At 69.9% G+C, this 19,863-nt stretch carries 17 protein-coding genes; 3 read left to right on the plus strand and 14 right to left on the minus strand.

Features of this window, described 5'->3' with window-relative positions:
• Window positions 1-30: 30 nt before the first annotated feature.
• The 10 genes from M4D54_RS08920 to M4D54_RS08965 form a co-directional block, all read right to left on the minus strand.
• On the minus strand, window positions 31-1,347 hold the full coding sequence (locus M4D54_RS08920) for an ABC transporter substrate-binding protein (protein ID WP_193864944.1): 1,317 nt from the start codon (window positions 1,345-1,347) through the stop codon (window positions 31-33).
• Between the two features lie 82 nt (window positions 1,348-1,429).
• Window positions 1,430-2,329: a dihydrodipicolinate synthase family protein gene (locus M4D54_RS08925; RefSeq protein ID WP_193864943.1), complete on the minus strand. Its 900-nt coding sequence runs from the start codon at window positions 2,327-2,329 to the stop codon at window positions 1,430-1,432.
• Window positions 2,326-3,078: a FadR/GntR family transcriptional regulator gene (locus tag M4D54_RS08930; protein ID WP_259891013.1), complete on the minus strand. Its 753-nt coding sequence runs from the start codon at window positions 3,076-3,078 to the stop codon at window positions 2,326-2,328. The genes M4D54_RS08925 and M4D54_RS08930 overlap by 4 nt, the downstream gene beginning before the upstream one ends.
• 134 nt (window positions 3,079-3,212) lie before the next feature.
• Entirely contained in the window at window positions 3,213-4,439 is a 1,227-nt protein-coding gene (locus M4D54_RS08935) for an amidohydrolase (RefSeq protein WP_193864941.1), read from the minus strand.
• Between the two features lie 84 nt (window positions 4,440-4,523).
• The gene (locus tag M4D54_RS08940) at window positions 4,524-6,236 is read right to left on the minus strand and encodes a sugar phosphorylase (protein ID WP_193864940.1); all 1,713 of its coding nucleotides are present in this window, start codon (window positions 6,234-6,236) and stop codon (window positions 4,524-4,526) included.
• A complete protein-coding gene (locus M4D54_RS08945; protein WP_193864939.1) occupies window positions 6,233-7,582 on the minus strand; it encodes an MGH1-like glycoside hydrolase domain-containing protein in 1,350 nt (449 codons plus the stop codon). The genes M4D54_RS08940 and M4D54_RS08945 overlap by 4 nt, the downstream gene beginning before the upstream one ends.
• Complete coding sequence (locus M4D54_RS08950; protein ID WP_193864938.1) at window positions 7,579-8,643, minus strand: ABC transporter ATP-binding protein; 1,065 nt, start codon at window positions 8,641-8,643, stop codon at window positions 7,579-7,581. The genes M4D54_RS08945 and M4D54_RS08950 overlap by 4 nt, the downstream gene beginning before the upstream one ends.
• 48 nt (window positions 8,644-8,691) lie before the next feature.
• The gene (locus tag M4D54_RS08955; protein ID WP_193864937.1) at window positions 8,692-9,573 is read right to left on the minus strand and encodes a carbohydrate ABC transporter permease; all 882 of its coding nucleotides are present in this window, start codon (window positions 9,571-9,573) and stop codon (window positions 8,692-8,694) included.
• Window positions 9,570-10,475 (minus strand): carbohydrate ABC transporter permease, encoded by a 906-nt coding sequence (locus M4D54_RS08960; protein WP_259891014.1) that lies wholly within the window; start codon window positions 10,473-10,475, stop codon window positions 9,570-9,572. The genes M4D54_RS08955 and M4D54_RS08960 overlap by 4 nt, the downstream gene beginning before the upstream one ends.
• A gap of 2 nt (window positions 10,476-10,477) precedes the next feature.
• Window positions 10,478-11,791 (minus strand): ABC transporter substrate-binding protein, encoded by a 1,314-nt coding sequence (locus tag M4D54_RS08965; RefSeq protein ID WP_193864936.1) that lies wholly within the window; start codon window positions 11,789-11,791, stop codon window positions 10,478-10,480.
• A 160-nt stretch (window positions 11,792-11,951) separates the two neighbouring features.
• On the opposite strand from M4D54_RS08965, the gene M4D54_RS08970 reads away from it, so the two are divergent.
• Window positions 11,952-13,130, plus strand: coding sequence for an ROK family protein (locus M4D54_RS08970; protein WP_259891015.1), 1,179 nt, complete (start codon window positions 11,952-11,954; stop codon window positions 13,128-13,130).
• Between the two features lie 49 nt (window positions 13,131-13,179).
• On the opposite strand, the gene M4D54_RS08975 is transcribed toward M4D54_RS08970, so the two are convergent.
• Window positions 13,180-14,892 carry a nuclease-related domain-containing DEAD/DEAH box helicase gene (locus tag M4D54_RS08975; protein ID WP_193864934.1) on the minus strand — a complete coding sequence of 571 codons (1,713 nt, stop codon included), beginning with the start codon at window positions 14,890-14,892 and terminating at the stop codon, window positions 13,180-13,182.
• Window positions 14,893-15,201: 309 nt separating this feature from the next.
• Here M4D54_RS08975 and M4D54_RS08980 point away from each other — a divergent pair, with 309 nt between their 5' ends.
• A complete protein-coding gene (locus tag M4D54_RS08980) occupies window positions 15,202-15,324 on the plus strand; it encodes a hypothetical protein (RefSeq protein ID WP_259891016.1) in 123 nt (40 codons plus the stop codon).
• A 46-nt stretch (window positions 15,325-15,370) separates the two neighbouring features.
• On the plus strand, window positions 15,371-16,996 hold the full coding sequence (locus M4D54_RS08985) for a cell wall metabolism sensor histidine kinase WalK (protein WP_259891017.1): 1,626 nt from the start codon (window positions 15,371-15,373) through the stop codon (window positions 16,994-16,996).
• 160 nt (window positions 16,997-17,156) lie between these two features.
• On the opposite strand, the gene M4D54_RS08990 is transcribed toward M4D54_RS08985, so the two are convergent.
• Genes M4D54_RS08990 through M4D54_RS09000 form a run of 3 tightly spaced genes read right to left on the minus strand, consistent with a single transcriptional unit; the run spans window position 17,157 to window position 19,820 of the window.
• Window positions 17,157-18,464: a glycosyltransferase family 2 protein gene (locus tag M4D54_RS08990; RefSeq protein ID WP_259891018.1), complete on the minus strand. Its 1,308-nt coding sequence runs from the start codon at window positions 18,462-18,464 to the stop codon at window positions 17,157-17,159.
• Window positions 18,465-18,468: 4 nt separating this feature from the next.
• The gene (locus M4D54_RS08995; RefSeq protein ID WP_259891019.1) at window positions 18,469-19,452 is read right to left on the minus strand and encodes a HEAT repeat domain-containing protein; all 984 of its coding nucleotides are present in this window, start codon (window positions 19,450-19,452) and stop codon (window positions 18,469-18,471) included.
• Window positions 19,449-19,820, minus strand: a complete 372-nt coding sequence (locus M4D54_RS09000) for a response regulator transcription factor (RefSeq protein ID WP_259891020.1) — start codon at window positions 19,818-19,820, stop codon at window positions 19,449-19,451. The genes M4D54_RS08995 and M4D54_RS09000 overlap by 4 nt, the downstream gene beginning before the upstream one ends.
• Between the last annotated feature and the right edge of the window lie 43 nt (window positions 19,821-19,863).

The raw sequence follows: 19,863 nt of genomic DNA on the forward strand, positions 1-19,863 counted from the left end.
GGGCCTGGGTGGGAGCGGAGTCGCAGGCGGTCAGCCGGCGACCGAGCCGAAGCGCTCGCTCATCTTCTCCACGGCCTCCTCGGCATCGATCGACCCGGCGATGAACTCGTTGAAGATGATCTGGAACTCGGGTTCGATCGCGGGCTGGCCGGGGATCTTCTGGAGCTCGGTGCCGCGCTCGTCCGCGATCCGCATCTGCGCCTCGCAGTGAGCGATGTGGCCCTCGACCGCATCGGGGTAGTACTGCTCGATCCAGGGACGCAGGTCGTCGATCGTGATGTCGGTGGTGGCGGGGGCGTGGGCCACGGCGGTCAGGCGAGCCTGCCACTCCGGCTTGAGCAGCTCCTCCATCACCGTCCACCCGGCGTCCTGGTTCTCGCTGCCCTCGAACAGGGCGAATCCGGCGTTGGAGATCGGGACCGATTTGTCGCTGCCCGAGGGGCCCGTCGGGTAGGGAATCTGCACGGAGCTGCCCACGATCTCCGGGCTCAGCTCGTAGACGTTGGCGGTGAAGAACGAGCCCGCCGCGATCATCGCCGTCTCCCCGTTGGCGAAGGAGCGGAACATCTCCGGGTAGGCCCACGCCTTGTCGGCATCGGGCCGCAGGTCGTTGAAGGCACGCAGGTGGTCGAGGGTCTGCACCCACTTCTCGGTCTCCGGTTCGGCGTAGTCGCCGGGGTTGAAGCCGTTGGCGTAGGCCGCGGTCATGAAGGTGCGGAAGGCGAACCGGGGGTTCTGCATGGGGATGCAGAACCCGTAGGTGCCGCCCCCCGTCAGCTCGGTGGCGGCGGCCTCCATGTCCTCATAGGTGGCAATGCCCTCAGGATCGATCCCGGCTGCCTCGGCCAGCTCGCGGTTGACCACCAGGGTCCACGACTGCGCGGAGTACGGCAGTGCGTACAGCGAGCCGTCCATGGTGGAGTACTCCAGCGTGCCGGGGCGGAACAGGGAGGTGTCGATGTCGGCGGTGCGCTCATCGAGGGAGGCGAGCGCACCCATGGCGACCCAGTCGGTGACGTCCTGCGTCATCGTCAGATCCGGTGCGTCGTTGGCCTGGATGCGCACCGACAGCTGCTGCTGCATGTCGTTCCAGGACAGGAAGTTGTACTCGATCTCCGTGCCCTGCTCGCCCATGGCGGCCTTCAGATCGTTGGCGACCGCGGTCTCCGGATCAGAGGTGCCGGGCCAGATGAACTCCAGTCCGTTTCCGGAGCCGCCGCCTCCGTCGGAGCCACCGGATCCGGTGCCGGAGCCGGAGTCCTCATTCGGGGTGCAGGCGACGGCAGCGGCGGTGAGCCCGCCCGCGCCCATGATCTGGAGCAGTCGACGTCGGACGATGGTGTTCATGGTGCATCTCCTCGTTGAAGTACAGCGGAACTGGTCGGGCAGGGCGGGTGTGGGCGACGGGCGGGTGGCGCGGAACCGCGGGTCAGCGCGGGTCGATGAGGTATGGGGCGAGCTCCGGCTTCCTGCTCAGGCGCAGGGCCAGGGCGTCGTCCCGCTCGGTGGGGATCGCGGTCATGGGGGCACGGGCCTGTCCCGTGTCGAGCCCACGGGAACGCAGCACCGACTTCAGGAAGGAGATGAACTCCCAGTCGGCCATCTCCCCCAGCAGGGAGACCGAGACGGACTGCAGGCGCCGCGCCTCGAGCAGGTCCCCCTCGCGGAACGCTCGGAGCAGATCGGCGTAGACGCGGCAGGCGAGGTTGTAGCTGGAGCCGATCCCGCCGTCGGCGCCGTGGGCGAGGGAACCCAGCAGGGTGTCGTCGGAACCGGCGAGGATGGTGAAGCCGTCCGGCAGTGCGGCGCGGATCCGGGCCATGATCCCCAGGTCGCTGCTGGTGTACTTCATCCCCTGAAGCGTTCCGTCCTCGGCGAGGTCCAGGAAGAACTCCGCCGTGAGCAGTCGGCCCGTCTGGCTGGGGATGTAGTAGGCCAGCAGGGGCAGCTCCGTGTGCTCGCGCAGGGTCCTGAAGTAGGTGGCCAGGGACTCGTCGGAGTAGGTGAAGTAGGTCGGGATGTTCGCGCACACGGCTGCGGCCCCCGAATCTGCGGCCCGGCGCGTGTGCTCGATGGTGGAACGGTGGTCCGTGGCCGCCACGTGGAAGACCACGGGTCGGCCCTCGGCGGCCTGGACGGTTGCCTCGAGGATCTCGAGGCGCTCGCCCGTGGACAGCAGATAGCACTCCGCCGAGCTGCCGGAGACGAAGTAGCCGTTGGCCCCCTCCGCGTTGAGGGTGGTGACCAGGCGGTGCGTCAGTGCGGGCGAGACGGCGCCGTTCGGCTCGTAGGGGGTGATGAGTGCGGGGAAGATCCCGGTCAGACTCATGGCTGCTCCTCGGTGTCCTGGATTCGGGAGAAACGGGCCAGCTCGTGCTCGAGCTGGCGGAAGTGCTCTCGCATCGCTGCGCGGATCCGGTGCTCGTCTCCGTCGCGGAGGGCCTCGACGATCTCGCGGTGCTCCTGCACCCCCCGGAAGTTGCTGCTGAAGTCGAGGGCGTGGCGGGCGGAGTCGAACAGTTCCCAGAAGGCGCTGATCAGGTCCATGACCAGCCGGTTGTCGATGGGTTCGTACAGTGCTTGGTGGAAGGCCTCGTCGAGGCGGGGGTCGACGTCGCCCTCGGTGCTCGTGGCCTCCATCTCGGAGGTGATGCGCTCCAGCGCGTCGAGGTGCTCATCGGTCATGTGCACAGCGGCGCGCACGAGGAAGTTCTCCTCGATGACGGTGCGCACCTCGAGGATGTCGTTGAGGCCCTGGGCGCGGTTGAGGAGGTCGTAGGGGAGTGCCCGGACCACGGGGCGGATGCTGAACGTCCCGACCCGGAGGCCGACGCCGTGGACCACCTTGATGTACCCCAGGGTCTCCAGTCGCCGCACCGACTCCCGGACCGTGCTCTTGGAGACCCCCAGCTCGCTCGCGATCTGCCCCTCCGACGGCAGGTCATCCCCCTCGACCAGGCCGCGATGGGCGATGTACTGGCGGATACTGCGTTCCACCTGCGTGCCGAGCAGCTGCTTGCGTCCTTCTGCGCCGCTGAGGGTGAGCCGCCCGGTGGCGGGAGGGGTCGACGATGACATGGCCCGAGGTTAGCGGTTATCCGATATCTGCCAACAGATGACAGGGGTGCACCGTGACCTCTTTGTGACCTAAGCCTTCGAGCGGTGCCTAGACCGTCCGCTCAGTGCCGACAGCACGCGGCGCCGAGTGCCGCTCACACCTCGTCGGCCAGCAGCCCCAGGATCACCGCCGCCGCGGCCTCAGTGCCGGTGCGTAGGGTGGGCTGCAGGTCCGGGGCCCAGTGCGGGCTGTGGTTGGGCAGCACCTCGCTGCCCTCGGCGTACCCGCCGAAGCCCCAGTAGCAGTAGGGGACCCCGAAGGCCTCGGGGATGAGGGAGAAGTCCTCCGAGGCGGTGGCCGGGTCCATCTGCTCCACCCGGTCCTCGCCGAAGTGCGCGACCAGCGCGTCCCGAACCGCGGCCGCGACGGCCGGGTCGTTGTCGGTCACCGGGTACTGGGAGATGGTCTCGAATCGAGGCTCGCGCGGGGAGCGGGCGGCCTGGCACTCCGCGCGGACGATCCGCTCCATGCCCTCGACCAGGCGCTGGAGCACCTCCTCGCTGTAGGCGCGGAAGTTCAGCTGCAGGGTCGCGGTCTCGGGGATCACGTTGGGGGAGCTGCCGGCGTGGAGGGACCCCACGGTCACCACGCCGAACTCCTGCGGGGAGAGCTCGCGGGAGACCAGGGTCTGCAGGCTGGTGACGATCTTCGCCGCCAGCACCACCGGGTCCACGCCCAGGTGCGGCATCGAGCCATGGGAGCCGCTTCCGAACACCTCCACCGTCATCGACTGGGAGGTGGACAGCACCGGACCCTCCGCCACCGCCACCTTCCCGGATACGGGCTCGGTGAGCACGTGCTGGCTCAGGCACACCTCGGGACGGGGCAGTGCGTCCATCAGCCCGTCCTCGACCATGGTCTGCGCACCGTCCCCGAACTCCTCGCCGGGCTGGAACAGCATCAGCACGGTGCCGCTCCACTCCTGTCGGTGCTCGGCCAGCAGCTTCGCCGCCCCCAGGCCGGTGGCCACGTGGAAGTCGTGCCCGCAGGCGTGCATCACCGGCTGGACGACGCCGGTGAGGTCCTCCTGGGTGTCGGTGGAGGCGTAGGGCAGCCCGGAGTCCTCCCGGATCGGCAGGGCGTCCATGTCGGCCCGGTGCAGCACGGTGCGGCCCTCGCCGTTCTCGAGCACCCCCACCACGCCACCGCCGAGCTCGTGCACCTCGTAGCCGAAGTCGGTGAGGTGCTGGGCCACCAGGGCGCGGGTGCGCTCCTCGACCATCGACAGCTCCGGATGCTGGTGGAGATCCTTCAGCAGGGGCTCCTGCCAGGAGTCGATCGTCTCGAGGGTCTCGAGCATGGCGTCACTGAGCTGGGACATCGCACATTCCTCTCCGGGGTCTCCTTCCTGAGACTATCGGTGCGGGGCAGTGCGATCTGCCCGGTTGCAGACCGCCCGGTCCCCTCAGGCGTGCAGACCCACCCAGCGCGTCTGCCACGGGGCGAGGGTGACTGCCGCCCGGATCTGTGCGCCCGGATCCAGCAGGTCCCCGTCGGCCGTGGGCAGCTCCACCGTGATCTCCCTGTCGGTGACGTTGTGCAGGCACATCACCGCAGCGTCCCCCGTGCCCCGCTCCAGGGCGAGGACCCCGGGGTCGAGGCGATGGACGGTGGTGGGTGCGGTCGGTTCGAACGCCTCCTGATCGCGCCGCACCCGCATCAGGTGCCGGATGCCCTCCAGCACCCGTGCGCGACGGCCCTCGGGATCCGACAGCTCCTGGATCAGCTGCTGCGCATCCAGCTTCTCGCGGTTGATCGCACGGGGGTACCCCTGCTCCTGCACCCCGGCGGGCCAGCCGCGCGATCCCAGCAGCGAGTGGATGTAGATGCCCGGCACGCCCGGCAGCGCGAGCATGATGGCCTGCGCGGTGAGGAACCGCCGCACCGCGATCTCCTGGTCCTCGTCGGAGCCCGGGTCGCTGAGCGCGTCGAAGTAGTTGATGTTCAGCTCGTAGGGCTGGTCCGGCCCATCGCCCACCGAACGGGAGGAGACCAGCCCTCCGTGCTGCTCGACCCGCTCGGCGAGCGCGGAGATCTGCTGCTGATCGAGGAAGGCCTCTGCTCCGCGCACCCCGATCCCGTCGTGGGAGGCCAGGAAGTTGAAGAAGTGGGTGGAGTCGCTGGGGGTGGACAGCGATGCCGCCCAGTCGGAGAGCACCGTGGCATCGCCCGCGACGAAGCTGTGCAGCACCAGCGGCGGCAGTGCGAAGTTGTACACCAGCTGCGCCTCGTCGCGACCGTTGCCGAAGTAGGAGATGTTCTCCTCGTGCGGCACGTTGGTCTCGGTGATGATCGAGGTGCCCGGGGCCACCGCGTCCAGCACGTGCCGCATCAGCTGCACCACGCGGTGGGTGCGCGGGTGGTGGACCCCGCTGGTGCCGATCTCCTTCCACAGGTACGTCACCGCGTCCAGGCGGATCAGCGATGCCCCCCGCTCCACGTACTCCAGGAGGATCGTCATGATCTCCAGGAGCACCTCGGGGGTCTCGTAGTCGAGGTCGATCTGGTCCGCGGAGAACGTGGTCCACACGTGCTCGATGCCGCGGGAGGTCTCCACCGGGGTGAGCAGCGGGCTCGTGCGGGGGCGCACGATGCCGCTCAGATCGGTGGCCGGGTCGACGGTGCGCACGTAATCGCGGTAGGGGTGCTCGCCGCGACGGTACGCCTCGAACCAGGGGTGGGAGGCGGACATGTGGTTCACCACGGCGTCGAACATCAGCCGGAAGGAACCGCCCAGTTCTTCCACCTGGTCCCAGTCGCCGAGCTCGGGATCCACGCTGAGGTAGTCCGAGACGCTGAACCCGTCGTCCGAGGTCCAGGGGAAGAAGGGCAGCAGATGGACGGTGTCGACCACGTCCCCCACCAGGCCCGGCAGCACCCGTGCGAGCGTGCCCAGGCCCTTCTCGCCCTCGGAGCGGATGGAGTCGGCGTAGGTGATCAGCACGGCGTCGCGGCGGCTGAACTGGTGCCGGCCGCCGGGCGCGCCCTCGCCGTCGGCGGGGGCTCTGTCACCTGCTGCGAAGCGGTCGGTCAGCTCCTGGAGAGCCCGGGCCACCCGGGGGCCGTGGTCGCCGTAGATGAACTCGGCATCCGCCAGGATCTTCTGGTGCACGGTCATCGTTCGAGGCTCTTCCAGCGCTGGTCCGTGATCCAGTCGATCGCGGCCATGGCCGACCAGGACTGCTGGTGGGAGCCCAGGGGCTCCCCGGTGCGCGGCTCGTAGTACTCGCCGAACTTGAGATCGGTGAGCTGCGTGAGCCCCTCGGAACGCACCAGGGCGGCGAACTCGAGATCCCCGCGGTCCAGGGCGGTGGAGGCGAACAGCCAGTTCATGATGGGCCACACCGGGCCGCGCCAGTACTCGGGCGGGCGCACCTGCGGGGAGTCCAGGCTGAGGGAGGGAGGCAGGCGGTACAGGTTCTCCGGGTGGCCCATCCAGGCCGGGCCCATCAGCGTCGATCGCTGGCCCGCCAGGAGCTCCTGGTCCTCACCGCCGCACAGCAGCAGGGAGAAGGACGCCAGCGAGGGCACCTCCAGCCAGGTCCGCTCGATCGGGTCGTAGTCACGGCACAGGCCGTCCTCGCCGACCGAGCCCTCGACGGTGCGGCGGCATGCCGCGGCACGCTCCCGCTCGGCGGAGGCGATGTCCGCGCGGCCGTGCTGATCGGCCAGCCGGGCCAGCGACTCCGCGGAGACCGCCAGCAGCGCGGTCATGAAGATGTCGCCGAAGCGGAACGACATCACCGAGGGCAGGGCGTCGTCGTCGAACGCCACCGATGCCATCTGCCGCACCAGGTGCAGGTAGCGCTGGTACTCGGTGTCACTGGGGCGCTCGGAGGCATCGGCGTGCTTGAGGTCGGTGCGGTCCATCTCGATCCGCTCAGGGACCTCCACCCGGTCGTAGATCGCATCGAAGCGGGGGGAGTTGTCCATGCCGGACTCCCACCCGTGGTAGATCTCCACGATCCCCGTCCCGCCGGGGTTGCGGGCGGTGGACAGCCACGAGTGCCAGCGGTGGAGGGGATCCAGGGCCTCGCGCACGAAGGCGTCGGCCACCGAGGCATCCTCCCCACCGCCCGCGTGGGCGATCCGGACCACCTTCTCCAGGCAGTAGGCATGCACTGGTGGCTGGCAGATCCCGGAGGACTTCACGCCGCTCGGGCGGGCCTCGGCCACGGCGGTGCCCCAGGTGTCGAACCCGGGGAAGTAGTCCACGTGGTCGGAGAACACGATGTGCGGGAACATGCCGGTGGACCACTGCGCATCGAGGATGGTGCGCAGCTCGCGGAGCGCTCGCGGCACGGACATGTGGGCCAGTCCCACGCTGATGAACGCGGCGTCCCACGACCACTGGTGCGGGTACAGGTGGGGCGCGGCGGTGACGAGGGTGCCGAGGTCGTTGTCCTCCAGCACCCTGCGGGCGGCGCTGTCGATCTGCTCCGGTGACGGTGCGGCGGTGGTCATGGCGTGCGTGCCTCTCCACTGTCGAGATCGAACAGCCGCACCGCCGAGGGCGGGACCGAAAGCTTGACCTGGTCGCCGGCGGCCACCTGGGTGTCGGCCGGGACCTGGACCTTGATGGAGTGCTCGCCGACGGTGGCCGTCAGCAGGGTCGCCGAGCCCAGCGGCTCCACCACCAGCACCTTCGCGGGGACGGTGTGCGGGTCGGCGGGATCGCCGAGGGTGATCGCCTCGGCTCGCACGCCGACGGTGTAGCGGCCGTCCTCGGCGCCCTCGGGCGCCCGGAAGCTGCCGCCGCCGATGTCGATCTGGCCGTCGTGCACGACACCGTCGACGAAGTTCATCGGCGGGGAGCCGATGAAACCGCCCACGAAGGTGTTCGCGGGGTGGCTGTACACCCGCAGCGGGTTGTCGAGCTGGGTGATCCGGCCGTTCTTCATCACCGCCACCCGGTCGCCCAGGGAGAGCGCCTCGGACTGGTCGTGGGTGACGTAGACGGTGGTCATGCCGATCTGGTTGACGATCTGCTTGAGCTCGGCCCGGAAGGACAGTCGCAGCAGGGCGTCGAGGTTCGAGAGCGGCTCGTCCATCAGCAGCACGTCCGCGTCGACCACGATCGCGCGGGCCACGGCCACGCGCTGGCGCTGGCCGCCGGAGAGCTGGGCGGGGAACCGATCGAGATAGGGGGTGAGCTGCAGCAGCTCGGCCGCCCAGTCCACCTTCTTGTCGATCTCCGCCTTCGACATGCCCCGCATGGCCAGTCCGAAGCCGATGTTGGCGCGGACCCGGCGGTGGGGGAAGACGGCGTAGCTCTGGAACACCATCGAGAGGTTCCGCTGGTGCACGGGCATGTACGTGACGTCGCGGCCGCCGATGGCGATGGCACCGGAGGTGGGGAGCTCGAGGCCGGCGATCTGCCGCAGCAGGGTGGTCTTGCCGCAGCCCGAGGGGCCCAGCAGGACCATGAACTCGCCGTCGGCCACGTGCAGCGAGACGTCGTCGTTGGCCCGCTCGTTCCCACCGGGATAGACCTTCACGAGGTTCTGGATGGTGATGTCAGCCATGGTGTGCTCCGTGGGGGTGTGTGAGGGGCGTGGTCGGGGTCGGGGCACTCATCGGATCGTCGTCCCCCACATGTTCAGCAGGTACTTGCGCATGATCGCGATGAAGATGATCGAGGGGATGATCATGGCGAGACCGCCGGCGAACCGGAAGGCGACGGGGGAGTCGCCCAGGGTGCTCAGCACCTGGGCCGGCAGGGTGCGGTTGGAGAACGTGAGGATGGTGGCGCCCAGCACCTCGTTCCAGCTGGTGACGAAGGTGAAGATGGCCGAGGCCGCGATGCCGGGCAGGGCCAGGGGCAGCACCACCCGCAGGAACGCCCCCACCGGGGTGCAGCCGAAGATCCGGGCCGCCTCCTCGGCGTCGATCGGGACGGACAGGAACACGCTGGAGGTGATGAGGATGGTGGTGGGCAGCGACAGGGCCGTGTGCAGCAGGATCACGCCGATCGGCTGGTCGTACAGACCGGTCGCCAGGAACACCTGGGCCAGCGGGATGGACAGCACCACGATGGGGAGTGCCCGGGTGAACAGCAGGAACAACTGGTACGGGTCCTTGCCCCGGAAGGCGAACCGGGCGATCGCGTAGCCCGCCGGTGCGCCGACCAGGCTGGCCAGCACCAGGGTGCCGATGCCGACGGTCAGGGAGTTCAGCGTGGCGGCGAGGATGCCGGTGGAGTTCAGGAACGTCGCCATCGTCTCGGTGGAGAAGTTCTTGGGCCACAGGGGCTGGGGGAACTCGTTCAGGCCCTGCCGCGTGCTGAACGCCGAGATCGTGATCAGGTAGATCGGCACCACCATGAACAGCGAGATCAGGATGCAGGCCAGCTGGATCAGTGCCCGGTTGAACTGGTGGCGCCGCAGCGGGCGCTTGTCCACCTCGATGGGGGCGGTGGTGGCCGTGCCGTGCTCGGTGTCCGGTCGAGAGGTCATCGCTTGCCCACCTGACTCTGGTCGCGGAGCACCCGCAGGTACACCACCGCGGTCACCATCGAGATGCCGAGGATGAGCAGGGCGTAGGCGCTGGCCACGTACGGGTTGGTGAGGAAGTTGTACCAGCGGTACGTCTCCCCCACGAGGAGCGGGAAGTTCTCACCCGTCAGCGCCTGCGCCACGGCGAAGGTCTGGAAGGCGAGGATCGTTCGGAGTATCAGCGCCACCTGCAGCGAGGGCTTGAGCAGGGGCAGGATCACGTGCCGCAGCCGCTTCCAGTAGTTGGCGTTGAACACCGCGGCGGCCTCGGCGTAGTCCTTGGGGATGCCCTGCATGCCGGAGACCACGATCACCAGCACCAGCGAGGTGGCTCGCCACAGCTCCGCGCACAGCACCGCGATGAACATGGTCGTGGTGTTCTCGTAGTGGAGCCAGGAGACCACCGGCAGGCCCACCCCGTCGAGTACGGAGTTGAGGTAGCCGCGGTCCTGGAAGATCGACAGCCACACGAGGCCGGCGGCCAGGTCCGAGACGGCCAGCGGGATGGCCCAGAAGTAGAAGTACATCCCGCTGAGCCTCGGCTTCTCCTGCAGCAGCAGCGCCATCGCGAGGGCGAAGGCGAACTGCAGCGGGATCAGCACCACGATCAGCAGCATCGTGTTGCGCAGGGCAGGGATGAACTTGTTGTCCCCGACCATCCGTTCCCAGTGCCCCAGCGTGAAGCCGCCGGAGGGATCGGAGAAGGCGGTGATGATGCCCTGCGCGAGCGGGTACGCGAACAGCAGCAGCATGAAGATCAGGGACGGAAGGATCAGCAGCAGCGCGGGGGAGCGCTTCCGGGCCCGCGAAGGGGAGGGCTGCGGGGCCCTCTCCTTCGCGGGTGCCGTCGTGGACACGGACACGATCAGCCCACCTGGCAGACGCCGTCGCCGGCCGGGTCCGGATCCCAGCAGGAGGCCTCAGCGGTGTCCAGCAGGGTCTGCACCTGCTCCGCCTTGCCCGGGATCACGGTGCCCGGGTCCCCGCCGTCCAGGCAGATCTCCGCGAAGCAGTCCTTGAACACCTGGGAGAGCTCGCCGTCCTGCTCGCCCAGGCCCACCGGCGGCAGGGCCACGATCGCGCCGTCGGCACCCTGCTGGGCGTTGACGGCGTCGAACTCGAGCTGGATCGCCGGGGGCAGCTCGGAGGGGATCTCCGCCTCCACCACGGGGAAGAAGGCGTTCTTCTCCAGGGTGGCGATCTGCATCTCCGGCTTGAGGAACTCCTCGATGACCTGGGCGGCCGTCTCCACGTCGCCGCCCTTGGGGATGGCGAGCCCGCCGATGACGAGCATGTAGCCCAGGCCCTGGGGACCGGTGGGGGAGGGGACCATCACCCAGTCGTCGGGGTTGTCCTGCGGGGCGCCGACGAGACGGGCGACGTGGTCCCAGGCCACCAGCACCTCACCGGAGGCCAACGGCTCCTGCATGAAGTCGTAGTTGGTGGAGGACGGGTTGCACTGGGCCCAGAAGTCCTTCATCCACTGCCAGCTCTCGATGGCCTCGGGCGACTGGAAGGTGGTGATGACGCCGCCGGTGAAGCTGGGCAGCTGGAACCCCTGGAAGAAGCGGTGGTACAGGCCCTTGGGGCCGGCGGGGAAGCCGAAGACGGGGGAGCCGTTGGCCTCGTTCGCCGCGGTGGCCCACTCCAGGACCTGCTCGTAGGTGAGGGCGTTGACGTCCGCTCCTTCGGGCAGCCACTCCAGGGCCTTCTTGTTGACGGCCATCACGTAGGAGGCCTGCATCCACGGGATGTACTTGGTGGTCTCCCCGCCGAGCTTGCCCAGCTCCAGCAGGTCCTCGGCGATGCCGGCGGCGCGCGCGGTCTCCACCAGGGCCTCGTCGATGTCCTCGAGGTTCTCCGCCAGCGGCTGCAGGTCGCCGTGGAGGCCGCCGATCAGGCCGAACTGAAGGTTCCCGGAGCCCACCTGGGAGGTGACCTGGGTGAGCATCTCCGGGGCCGTCATCGTGGTGTAGGAGACCGAGGTCGTGGAGACGTGCTCGGACAGGATCTCCTCGAACCGCTGCTTCTCCTCCACCGGCGTGAACTGGGTGGAGATCATCGCGAAATCACCTCCTCCGGAGGTGCTCGCGCCGCAGGCGGCGAGGGTTCCGGTGGCCGCGACGGCGGCGCTGGTGCCGAACAGTGCGCGGCGGGACAGGGTCAGCTTCGCCTTCATGACGTCTCCTTTGACGGGGTGCACGGCTGCACTTTTGTACGGTGACTGTACATTACTCCTGTGCCGCGCGCCACACCATGGCAGGAGGTCCTTCGCCCGATTTCGCCGCGGTGCGGGACGGGACCACAATGAGGTCCGCGGACAGGGGAGAGGTGAGACCGTGGCGGTGCACAGGGGCAACGGCAGTGTGGCTGCCTCCGGGGGAACTCTGCTGGAGATGATCCGCTCCACGCCGGAGGGCCTCACCCGGGCGGAGATCCTCGAGCGCACCGGGATGTCGCGCACCACGCTGGTGGCCCGGCTGGACTCGCTGCGCGCTGCCGGGCTCACCCACGAAGGTGCGACCCGCTCCTCCACGGGCGGCCGCCCCGCGCAGTACATCCGCTTCGACGACCGCGACAGGGTGGTGCTGGGCCTGGAGATGGGGCACCACGTGGTCAGGGCCGCCGTGCTCTCCGCCTCCGGGCAGGTGCTGGAGCGGGCGGAGATCCCCCGCCACGACTCCTCCCGGGTGCTGCGCGACGTCGAGGACCTGGCCGACCTGGGCCGCTCCCTGCTGGCCCGGCGCGCATCGGCCCGCCTGGTGGGGGTGGGGATCGGGGTGCCGGCCCCGGTGGAGATGACCAAGGGCGTGCTGTGGCGCTCGGTCGCCGTGCCGGAGGACTCCGTCCCCATCCTCGAGACCCTCGCCGACAGGTTCGGGACCCTCGTGGTGATGGAGAACGACGCGCGGGCCCTCGCACTCGGCGCCGCCGAGGACGCTGCCGCGATCGAGGAGGACGACGTCCTGCTGGCGCTGAAGTACTCCACGGGCATCGGCGCGGGCATCATCACCGGCACCCACATCATGCGCGGCGCGACGGGATCGGCCGGGGACATCGGGCACATGCGGGTGGGCTCCGAAGGACCCGTCTGCACCTGCGGCAACCGGGGCTGCCTGGCCGCCTACTCCTCGGGGAGGGCCCTGCTCTCACGCCTGGACCGCGAGGACCTGGTCGACGTGGACGACCTGGCCCGCTCCTTCGAGCTCGGGGATACCGAGGTGGTGGCCGCGGTGCGCACGGCGTGCACGGTGCTGGGCAGGGCCGTGGCCGGCCTCCTGCACGCGGCGAACCCTCGTGTGCTCTGCATCGGCGGTGAGCTGGGCCGGGTCCCCGGGATCAGCGATCTGATCCAGGAGTCGATCCGGCTGAACTCGAGCGAGCGCGTCCACGGGGCCATCACGGTCACGGGCAGCGACCAGGAGACCACCCTGCGCGGCATCGCGGTGCTGGTGATGCGCGAGGCGTTCTCCGTGCAGCGCATCGACGATCAGCTGGCGGCACTGCCGACCGACTGATCCGGGACCAGTGGGCGACCGGGCGGCCGACGCCTGCCGATGGCGTCCCCTACGGCCGCCGAGCCGCGCCTCCGCCTGCACCGATCAGCCGGTCGGCCACCTGGTCTCCGACGACCGTGCGGATCAGCTCCGGGTCGCCGACCACGACCAGCAGCGACCTCGCCCGTGAGAGCCCCACGTACATCAGGTGGGGCGAGCGCTCCCAGTGCTGGAAGCCGTTGACGGCCAGCACCACCACCCGCCGCTCGAGGCCCTTGAAGTTCAGCACGTGCCCGTAGAACACGTCGGTGGCGGCGAAGAACTCGTCCCAGTACCCGCTGTATCCGGCGTAGTCGATGCGCTCGCGCTGCTCGGGGTGCCGACGCCCGGTGGTCAGCAGGGCGATCTCCCCGGGCTCCCAGCCCTCGTCGAGCAGCGGATCGATGAGGTCGTCGGCCGTGCTGATGGCGTCCTCGGTGGCGCAGGCGACGAAACGCACCGGCGCCCCCTCCTCCATCCGCGGGTTCTGCTCGAGCGGGGTGAGCGGCGCGAAGGTCTCGGCAATGGTGCGGGTGTTGCGCAGGTTGTCGTCCAGCGGGAAGGGGCTGAGGGTGATCGGCGCGCGGCCGTCCCGGTCGAACACGGACTGGTGCGCATCGGTGAACACGAACAGCACGGAGGCGCCGGTGTCCTCCGGCTCCACCAGGCAGGGGCGCAGGGCGTCCCACCACAGGTCCGCGAAGTCCTGCGCCTCGTCCACCACGATCGCCTCGAACAGATCCTCGACGGGCCGAGTCGAAGCGAGCTCCCGCAGCTGGGCGGGCAGGAACTCCTCGTAGTACGCCACCGCCGTACCGTCGAACTCCTCCTCTGTCTGAGCGCCCCAGCGGACCGGAAGATCGTGGAACAGGCCGACGTACGCGGGTCGGTCCTCTGCGGGCCAGGTGGCAGTGAGCAGCTGAAAGTGGCGTGCCAGGCCCCGCGAGTAGCACATCAGGGCGGTGCGCCTTCCCTCCCTGGTCAGGGCGCGGGCCTTCATCAGGGCCAGATGGGTCTTGCCCGATCCTGCTCCGCCCACCACCTGGGCGCGGTGCTGGAATCGCAGCAGGGCCAGGATCCGCTCCTGCTCGCGGGTGAGCTGGTTGCCGGAGTCCTCGATCTGGCGGGCCAGCAGCTGGTGGTTCTCGATCGCCGCCTCGGTGCGCCGCAGGGTCCTCACGGCGTGGTCGCGCTGGACGCCCTCCAGCGGGGACAGGTGGCTGCCGCCATGGCTGCGCAGCGCCGCCACGATGCGCTCGACGGCACCACCGCTGCCGGCGCCACCGCTGCCGCCCGTCCCCAGGTCCATGGCATCGAGCATCAGCGCCCGGGGCGCGTCCGGCACGTCCCAGTCGTCGGGCAGCTGCGACCAGGGCAGGGCCACCATGTGCACGCTGCGGCCGAGGGGGCGGGAGGAGCGTTCGTTGATGTGGCGCAGCAGCACGTGCCGGGCACGCTGCGCCTGCTCGACGGGGGAGGGGTGCAGCGCGCGCCTGCCGGAGCGGTCGCGCTGGAACCAGGTGCCGTCCTCGACGCCCACCCGGCCGCCCTTCACCTCGATCACCACCGTTCCGATCCCCGGCCACAGCACCAGCAGGTCGATCTCCACCTCGTGGGCGTCGTCGGTGATGCGCTGCCCGGCGATCATCGTCGCGTCGTGCGGCAGCTGGGCGGCCAGCACGTCCCAGACCACTCGTTCGGCATCGGAGGCGAAGGCGGGCTGAGGCGGGATCAGCTGCGGCATGCCTGCATCGTGCCAGGTGAAACCGCCCCGGCGCGGGAGTTCTGCATGATCGGGTCTCCCAGGGGAGCTGATCCTGCCCGCTGCCGTGCTGACCGGTCGGCTCGCCGCGGGCTACCGTGCCGTGACGACCACCGTCCCGGGGCGCCCGACCGCGTGGGGCTCCCGGGAGTCACCGCCCCCGCTCCGACCCGCACCCCCCGTCCCCCAGAAAGGCCCGTCATGGCTCAGCCCCCGTACCCACAGCGCCCCCGCCCCCGCGGCTTCCTCCCCTTCCCGATCATCCTGCCGGGCTGCTGCGGCTGTGGTGGCGTGGCCACGTTCGGCCTGATCGTCGTCGGCGCCATGACAGCGATGTTCGGCCTGGGAGAGCCCGCTCCCGAGGCGCAGCCCTCCGGCTCCGAGACCGCGGTGGTGCAGCAGATCGGGGAGTAGGACGAGCCGACGACGGTTCCTGCGCGGGCTGTGCGACCATTCCCGCATGGACGCCGTCACCAGGTCGACCCCTGTCGCCAGCGCACTCCGTGCAGCCCTCTCCGGCACTGCACTGATCCACCAGGGTGTGCTGGTCCTCTGTCTCGTCGTCAGCCTGCTGCTGGCACTGACCGGGGTGCCCATCGACCTGCCGACCCTGTTCATCGTCGGCAACGTCATCCTGCTGGGACTGTCGGTCCTCACGTTCGGGATCTACATCGCCGAACGGGTCCTGAGGTTCGTGCCCCCGCGGGGGCGTGAGCTTCTGCTGGTCGTCCCCCTGCTGGACCTGGTCGTCCTCGGGCTGACACGGTGGGCGGCGGCCACCAGCTTCGGGTTCCACGGCATCCTGATGGTCTTCCCTGCCGTGTGGCTGGCGGCCGAGCTGCGTCATCGCGGCGCACTGCTGGTGACGGCTCTGAGCGTCCTGAGCTGTGCAGGTGGCCCGCTGCTGCTGGATCTGGGCCTCACCCACCCCCTGATGGTGCGGGCCATGGCCGTCTCGGTCGTCGTCTCGGCAGTGGCCTTCCTCGTCGCGGGCCTGGTCCGGGAGCGCGATGAGCGCGCATCCCGCCTCGATCTGGTGACCGGCTCGATCGGGGTGGTGCACGGGATGCTCACCGTGGACGGTCGCTTGACCGACACCCGCGGGCGACTGGCGGGTCCCGCCCGCGGCCTCGGCATCGAGGAGCTGCTCGCCGATCCGCTGTGCAGCGAGAACGGGCGGGACGAGCTCGAGCCGGAGCGCAATCCCCTTCTGCGGGCACGCCAGGGGCGCTCCTTCGTCGGAGAGGTGGTGTGGCGAACCCTGCCGGACGGCCGCCGTGTCGCCCTGTCCGTCAGCTCGAGGGTGACGCCTGATGACCGCATGCTGGTCTCGGTCCATGACGTCACGGCGTCCCTCTCGGCCGTCCTGCAGGAGGAGCAGTTCCTGGCCACCGTCTCCCATGAGCTGAAGACGCCGCTGAGCTCGATCTCCGGATACCTCGAACTGCTGGAGGACGAGGCCGCCGATGCGCGCGACGGCGCCGTCGATGCCGCCGTGGTCAGCTCCCATGCAACGGTGATCCGTCGCAACGTCGACCGCCTCGAGCGCCTGATCATGGCTCTGCTGGAGACCGCGCGCACGGTGGGTGCCACCGGGACCCGGGCCGGCCGGGTCGTCTCCCGTGCCACCGATCTCGGCGCCCTGGTCGCAGATCAGGTCGAATCGATCCGCCCCCGGGCCGCCGGTCTCGGTGTGGTCCTGCGAACGGTGGGACTGGACCACAGGACGGAGCTGATCAACGCCGATGGTGAGCGACTGGCACAGGCTGTGGACAATCTGCTGTCCAACGCGGTGAAGTACTCCCCTGGCGGGGGCGAGGTCGAGGTGCGGCTGGACGCGGATGATCAGCGTGCCCGCCTCACGGTCCGCGACAGGGGGATCGGAATCGCCGCGGAGGACATCCCCTTGCTGTTCACCCCGTACTTCCGTGCCGGGACGGCGGTCCGGTCGCACGTCCCCGGCACGGGGATCGGCCTGATGAACACCCGCCGCGTCGTGCGTGCGCACGGGGGCGAGGTCGAGGTGAGGTCGTGGCTGGGGGAGGGCACCGAGGTGACCATGGAACTGCCGCTGGTGCGCAGCTGAGCCGTGCTCAGCCGGACCGGAACCCGGTCCGCGACATCACTCCCCACTCCGACTGGGCCCCGCGCAGCGCCTTCCACCAGCCCTCCAGCCGCCACACCGCTGTGAGCTGGCGGTATCCCACGTTCTCGATGAACGCGCAGGCCACCAGTAGCAGAACGTCCTACCAGCGGGGGAGGCGGTGGAAGGAGAGCTCCTCCAGCAGCACCGCGAAGACGGACACCAGGATGCCCGCCCCCAGTGCCAGGCCCAGCATCACGAGCACCATCACCGGATCCACCGCACCGGTGAGCAGCGCCAGGACGATGATGACCACCCCCAGCACCTCGAACAGCGGGGCGAACAGCTCGAACAGCCAGTAGTACGGCAGGCCCACCATGCCCACGCGCCCGTAACGGGGGTTCAGCGTCATCCGGCGGTACTTCCACAGCACCTCCCACAGTCCCCGGTGCCACCGCACGCGCTGTCGCCTCAGCACGGCGAGGGAGTCGGGCACCTCGGTCCAGCTGGCCGGTTCGGTCACGAACTGCATGCGGTAGTCACGCCGACGCCGTCGGCACCAGCGGTGCACCGCCATCGCCAGCTCGAAATCCTCCCCGATGGTGTCGGCGTCCAGCCCGCCCACATGGAGCAGGATGTCGCGACGGTACACGCCGAAGGCCCCGGAGATCAGCATCAGGCAGCGGACCATCGACCACCCCGCTCGCCCCAGGCTGAAGGCGCGCAGGTACTCGAGCACCTGGAAGCGGGCGATCCACGCGGAGGGCAGGCCCACCTGGGTGACACGACCGGCGACCACGCGGCAGCCGTTGACGGCGCGGACGCTGCCCCCCGTGGCCACCACGCGCAGCGGGTCGTCCAGGAACGGCTGGACCGCCAGCAGCAGGGCGTCCGTGTCCAGCACCGAGTCCGCATCCAGGAACACCATCAGGTCCTTGGTTCCCGCCGCGATCCCGGCGTTGACCGCGTCGGACCGGCCCGAGTTCTCGGTGTCCAGGACGACCAGAGGGATCGACGGGTCCGACGCCTCGTACACGCCGCGCACCGCGCCGCGCACCTCGACGGGGCCGCCGGTGGGCACCGAGCGCGAGGAGCGCCGCAGGTCGAACGCACGGGTGAGGACCTCGAGGGTGTCGTCGGTGGAGCCGTCGTTGACCACGATCACCTCATGGTCGGGGTAGTCCAGGGCCAGGATCGAGCGCACCGACTCCCCGATCAGGGCTGCTTCGTTCCAGGCGGGCATCACCACGGTTATCCCCATCGAGATGGGTGCCGTGGCGGTCTCCGACAGGTCCAGGACGGACCGCCGGGCCGCAGAGCGACGCACGTCCCACCAGCCGAGCAGCATCAGCATCCCGTAGGAGAGGTTGATCGCCATGAAGTAGGCGAAGGTCGGGATGGCGGTCCACAGCAGCACGGCGCGGACCACGTCGTACAGGACGGTGTCGGACAGGTCGAGCAGATCGAGCACGATGTCACGGCTCCGTTCGGGGGGCGGGCTGGGTGAGCACGGTCGCGAGGACGGGATCGGCGCGGGAGGCGATGTCCGCGAGGGCGTCGGCACTGACGGCGGGAGGCAGGGCCTGCAGTGCGCGCACGCATTCGACCCGCAGTGGAGCCCAGACGGTGCGGGTGGCCTCCAGCAGTGCGGGCACGTGAGCGGCGGTTCCCACGCGGGTCAGCGCGGTCGCGGCCGCGAACCGGACCGACGGGGCAGGGTCGCGGCTGACCAGCTGTGCGAGCCGGTCACCGTCGGCCGCGCTGGTGAGCTCCCCGAGCACGCGCGCGCAGGAGGCGCGCACGCGGGCGGAGGGGTCGTCCAGGCCCGCCCGGATGGAGCCGAGCCCCTCCGGGTCCGTTCCACCGATCTGGACCAGCGCGTTCATCAGCACCAGGGCGGGGATCGATCGGTCCTCCCTCACCAGCGCCAGGATGGCGTCGACCGAGCGCGCCCCCGCGTGGGCGACCAGAGCCCGTGCGGCCACGCTGCGCACGATCGCGGAGCGGTCGCCCGTGGCGGCCAGCAGCAGGTCGGCATCCCGGTCCAGGCCCAGCTGGCCCAGCTGTCGGACGGCGCGTGCACGTGTCGAGGAGCGGTGGGAGCGGGCACGTCGGCGCAGCCGGTCGGGGTGGCCGCGTTCGACCAGCATCGCCACCAGCCGGTCCCTGCCCTCTCCCCGCACCACGTCCAGCAGGGTCAGCAGCCGTTCGTCGACCCGGTCCCCCAGGGCCCCGCGTGCCCGCGCGAGCGCGTCATGCGTGGCGGCCCCGTCCGACTCCTCCAGGACCAGAGCGGCGACGAGCGGCCGTGCCACCGCATCGAGGCGCTCACGACGGTCGGCCCGGGACACCCGCACCACATGGGCGATCATTGTCGCGAGGATCACCAGCAGCACCAGTGCCCACAAGGCCACGGTGATCATCACGATGACCTGCGGCGTGAGCCACGTCCAGGTCATCGTCGGGCCAGCAGGGCGGTGACCCGTGCAGCCAGCTCTCGGGGCGAGAACGGCTTGGTGAGGTAGTCGTCGGCCCCGGCGGCGAACCCGGCCTCGAGGTCGCGCTCCTGGCTTCGTGCGGTGAGCATGAGCACCCTCAGGGTCGAGCCCTCCGAGCGCCACAGGCGCAGCAGGTCCACCCCGGTCATCCCGGGCATCATGTGGTCGACCACAGCCAGGTCCACGGGTGCCGTCGATCCGTCCAGCAGGGTGTCACGAGCGGCTTCCCCGGAGGCCACGGGGGTGACCTCGTGGCCGGAGGAGCGCAGCTTCAGGCTGACCAGTTCTCGGATGTCGGGGTCGTCGTCCACGACGAGTATGTGGGCCATGCGTTGATCATAGGGATGTTCAGGCCCGGGAGAGCTGGTGCCA

It is taken from the genome of Brachybacterium sp. p3-SID1565 (assembly GCF_025143785.1).
GTDB lineage: Bacteria > Actinomycetota > Actinomycetes > Actinomycetales > Dermabacteraceae > Brachybacterium > Brachybacterium epidermidis.

Coding starts and splice junctions, on each gene's coding strand:
- M4D54_RS08920 (WP_193864944.1), bottom strand. CDS start 1,347: ATGAACACCATCGTCCGACGTCGACTGCTCCAGATCATGGGCGCGGGC.
- M4D54_RS08925 (WP_193864943.1), bottom strand. CDS start 2,329: ATGAGTCTGACCGGGATCTTCCCCGCACTCATCACCCCCTACGAGCCG.
- M4D54_RS08930 (WP_259891013.1), bottom strand. CDS start 3,078: ATGTCATCGTCGACCCCTCCCGCCACCGGGCGGCTCACCCTCAGCGGC.
- M4D54_RS08935 (WP_193864941.1), bottom strand. CDS start 4,439: ATGTCCCAGCTCAGTGACGCCATGCTCGAGACCCTCGAGACGATCGAC.
- M4D54_RS08940 (WP_193864940.1), bottom strand. CDS start 6,236: ATGACCGTGCACCAGAAGATCCTGGCGGATGCCGAGTTCATCTACGGC.
- M4D54_RS08945 (WP_193864939.1), bottom strand. CDS start 7,582: ATGACCACCGCCGCACCGTCACCGGAGCAGATCGACAGCGCCGCCCGC.
- M4D54_RS08950 (WP_193864938.1), bottom strand. CDS start 8,643: ATGGCTGACATCACCATCCAGAACCTCGTGAAGGTCTATCCCGGTGGG.
- M4D54_RS08955 (WP_193864937.1), bottom strand. CDS start 9,573: ATGACCTCTCGACCGGACACCGAGCACGGCACGGCCACCACCGCCCCC.
- M4D54_RS08965 (WP_193864936.1), bottom strand. CDS start 11,791: ATGAAGGCGAAGCTGACCCTGTCCCGCCGCGCACTGTTCGGCACCAGC.
- M4D54_RS08975 (WP_193864934.1), bottom strand. CDS start 14,892: ATGCCGCAGCTGATCCCGCCTCAGCCCGCCTTCGCCTCCGATGCCGAA.
- M4D54_RS08985 (WP_259891017.1), top strand. CDS start 15,371: ATGGACGCCGTCACCAGGTCGACCCCTGTCGCCAGCGCACTCCGTGCA.
- M4D54_RS08995 (WP_259891019.1), bottom strand. CDS start 19,452: ATGACCTGGACGTGGCTCACGCCGCAGGTCATCGTGATGATCACCGTG.
- M4D54_RS09000 (WP_259891020.1), bottom strand. CDS start 19,820: ATGGCCCACATACTCGTCGTGGACGACGACCCCGACATCCGAGAACTG.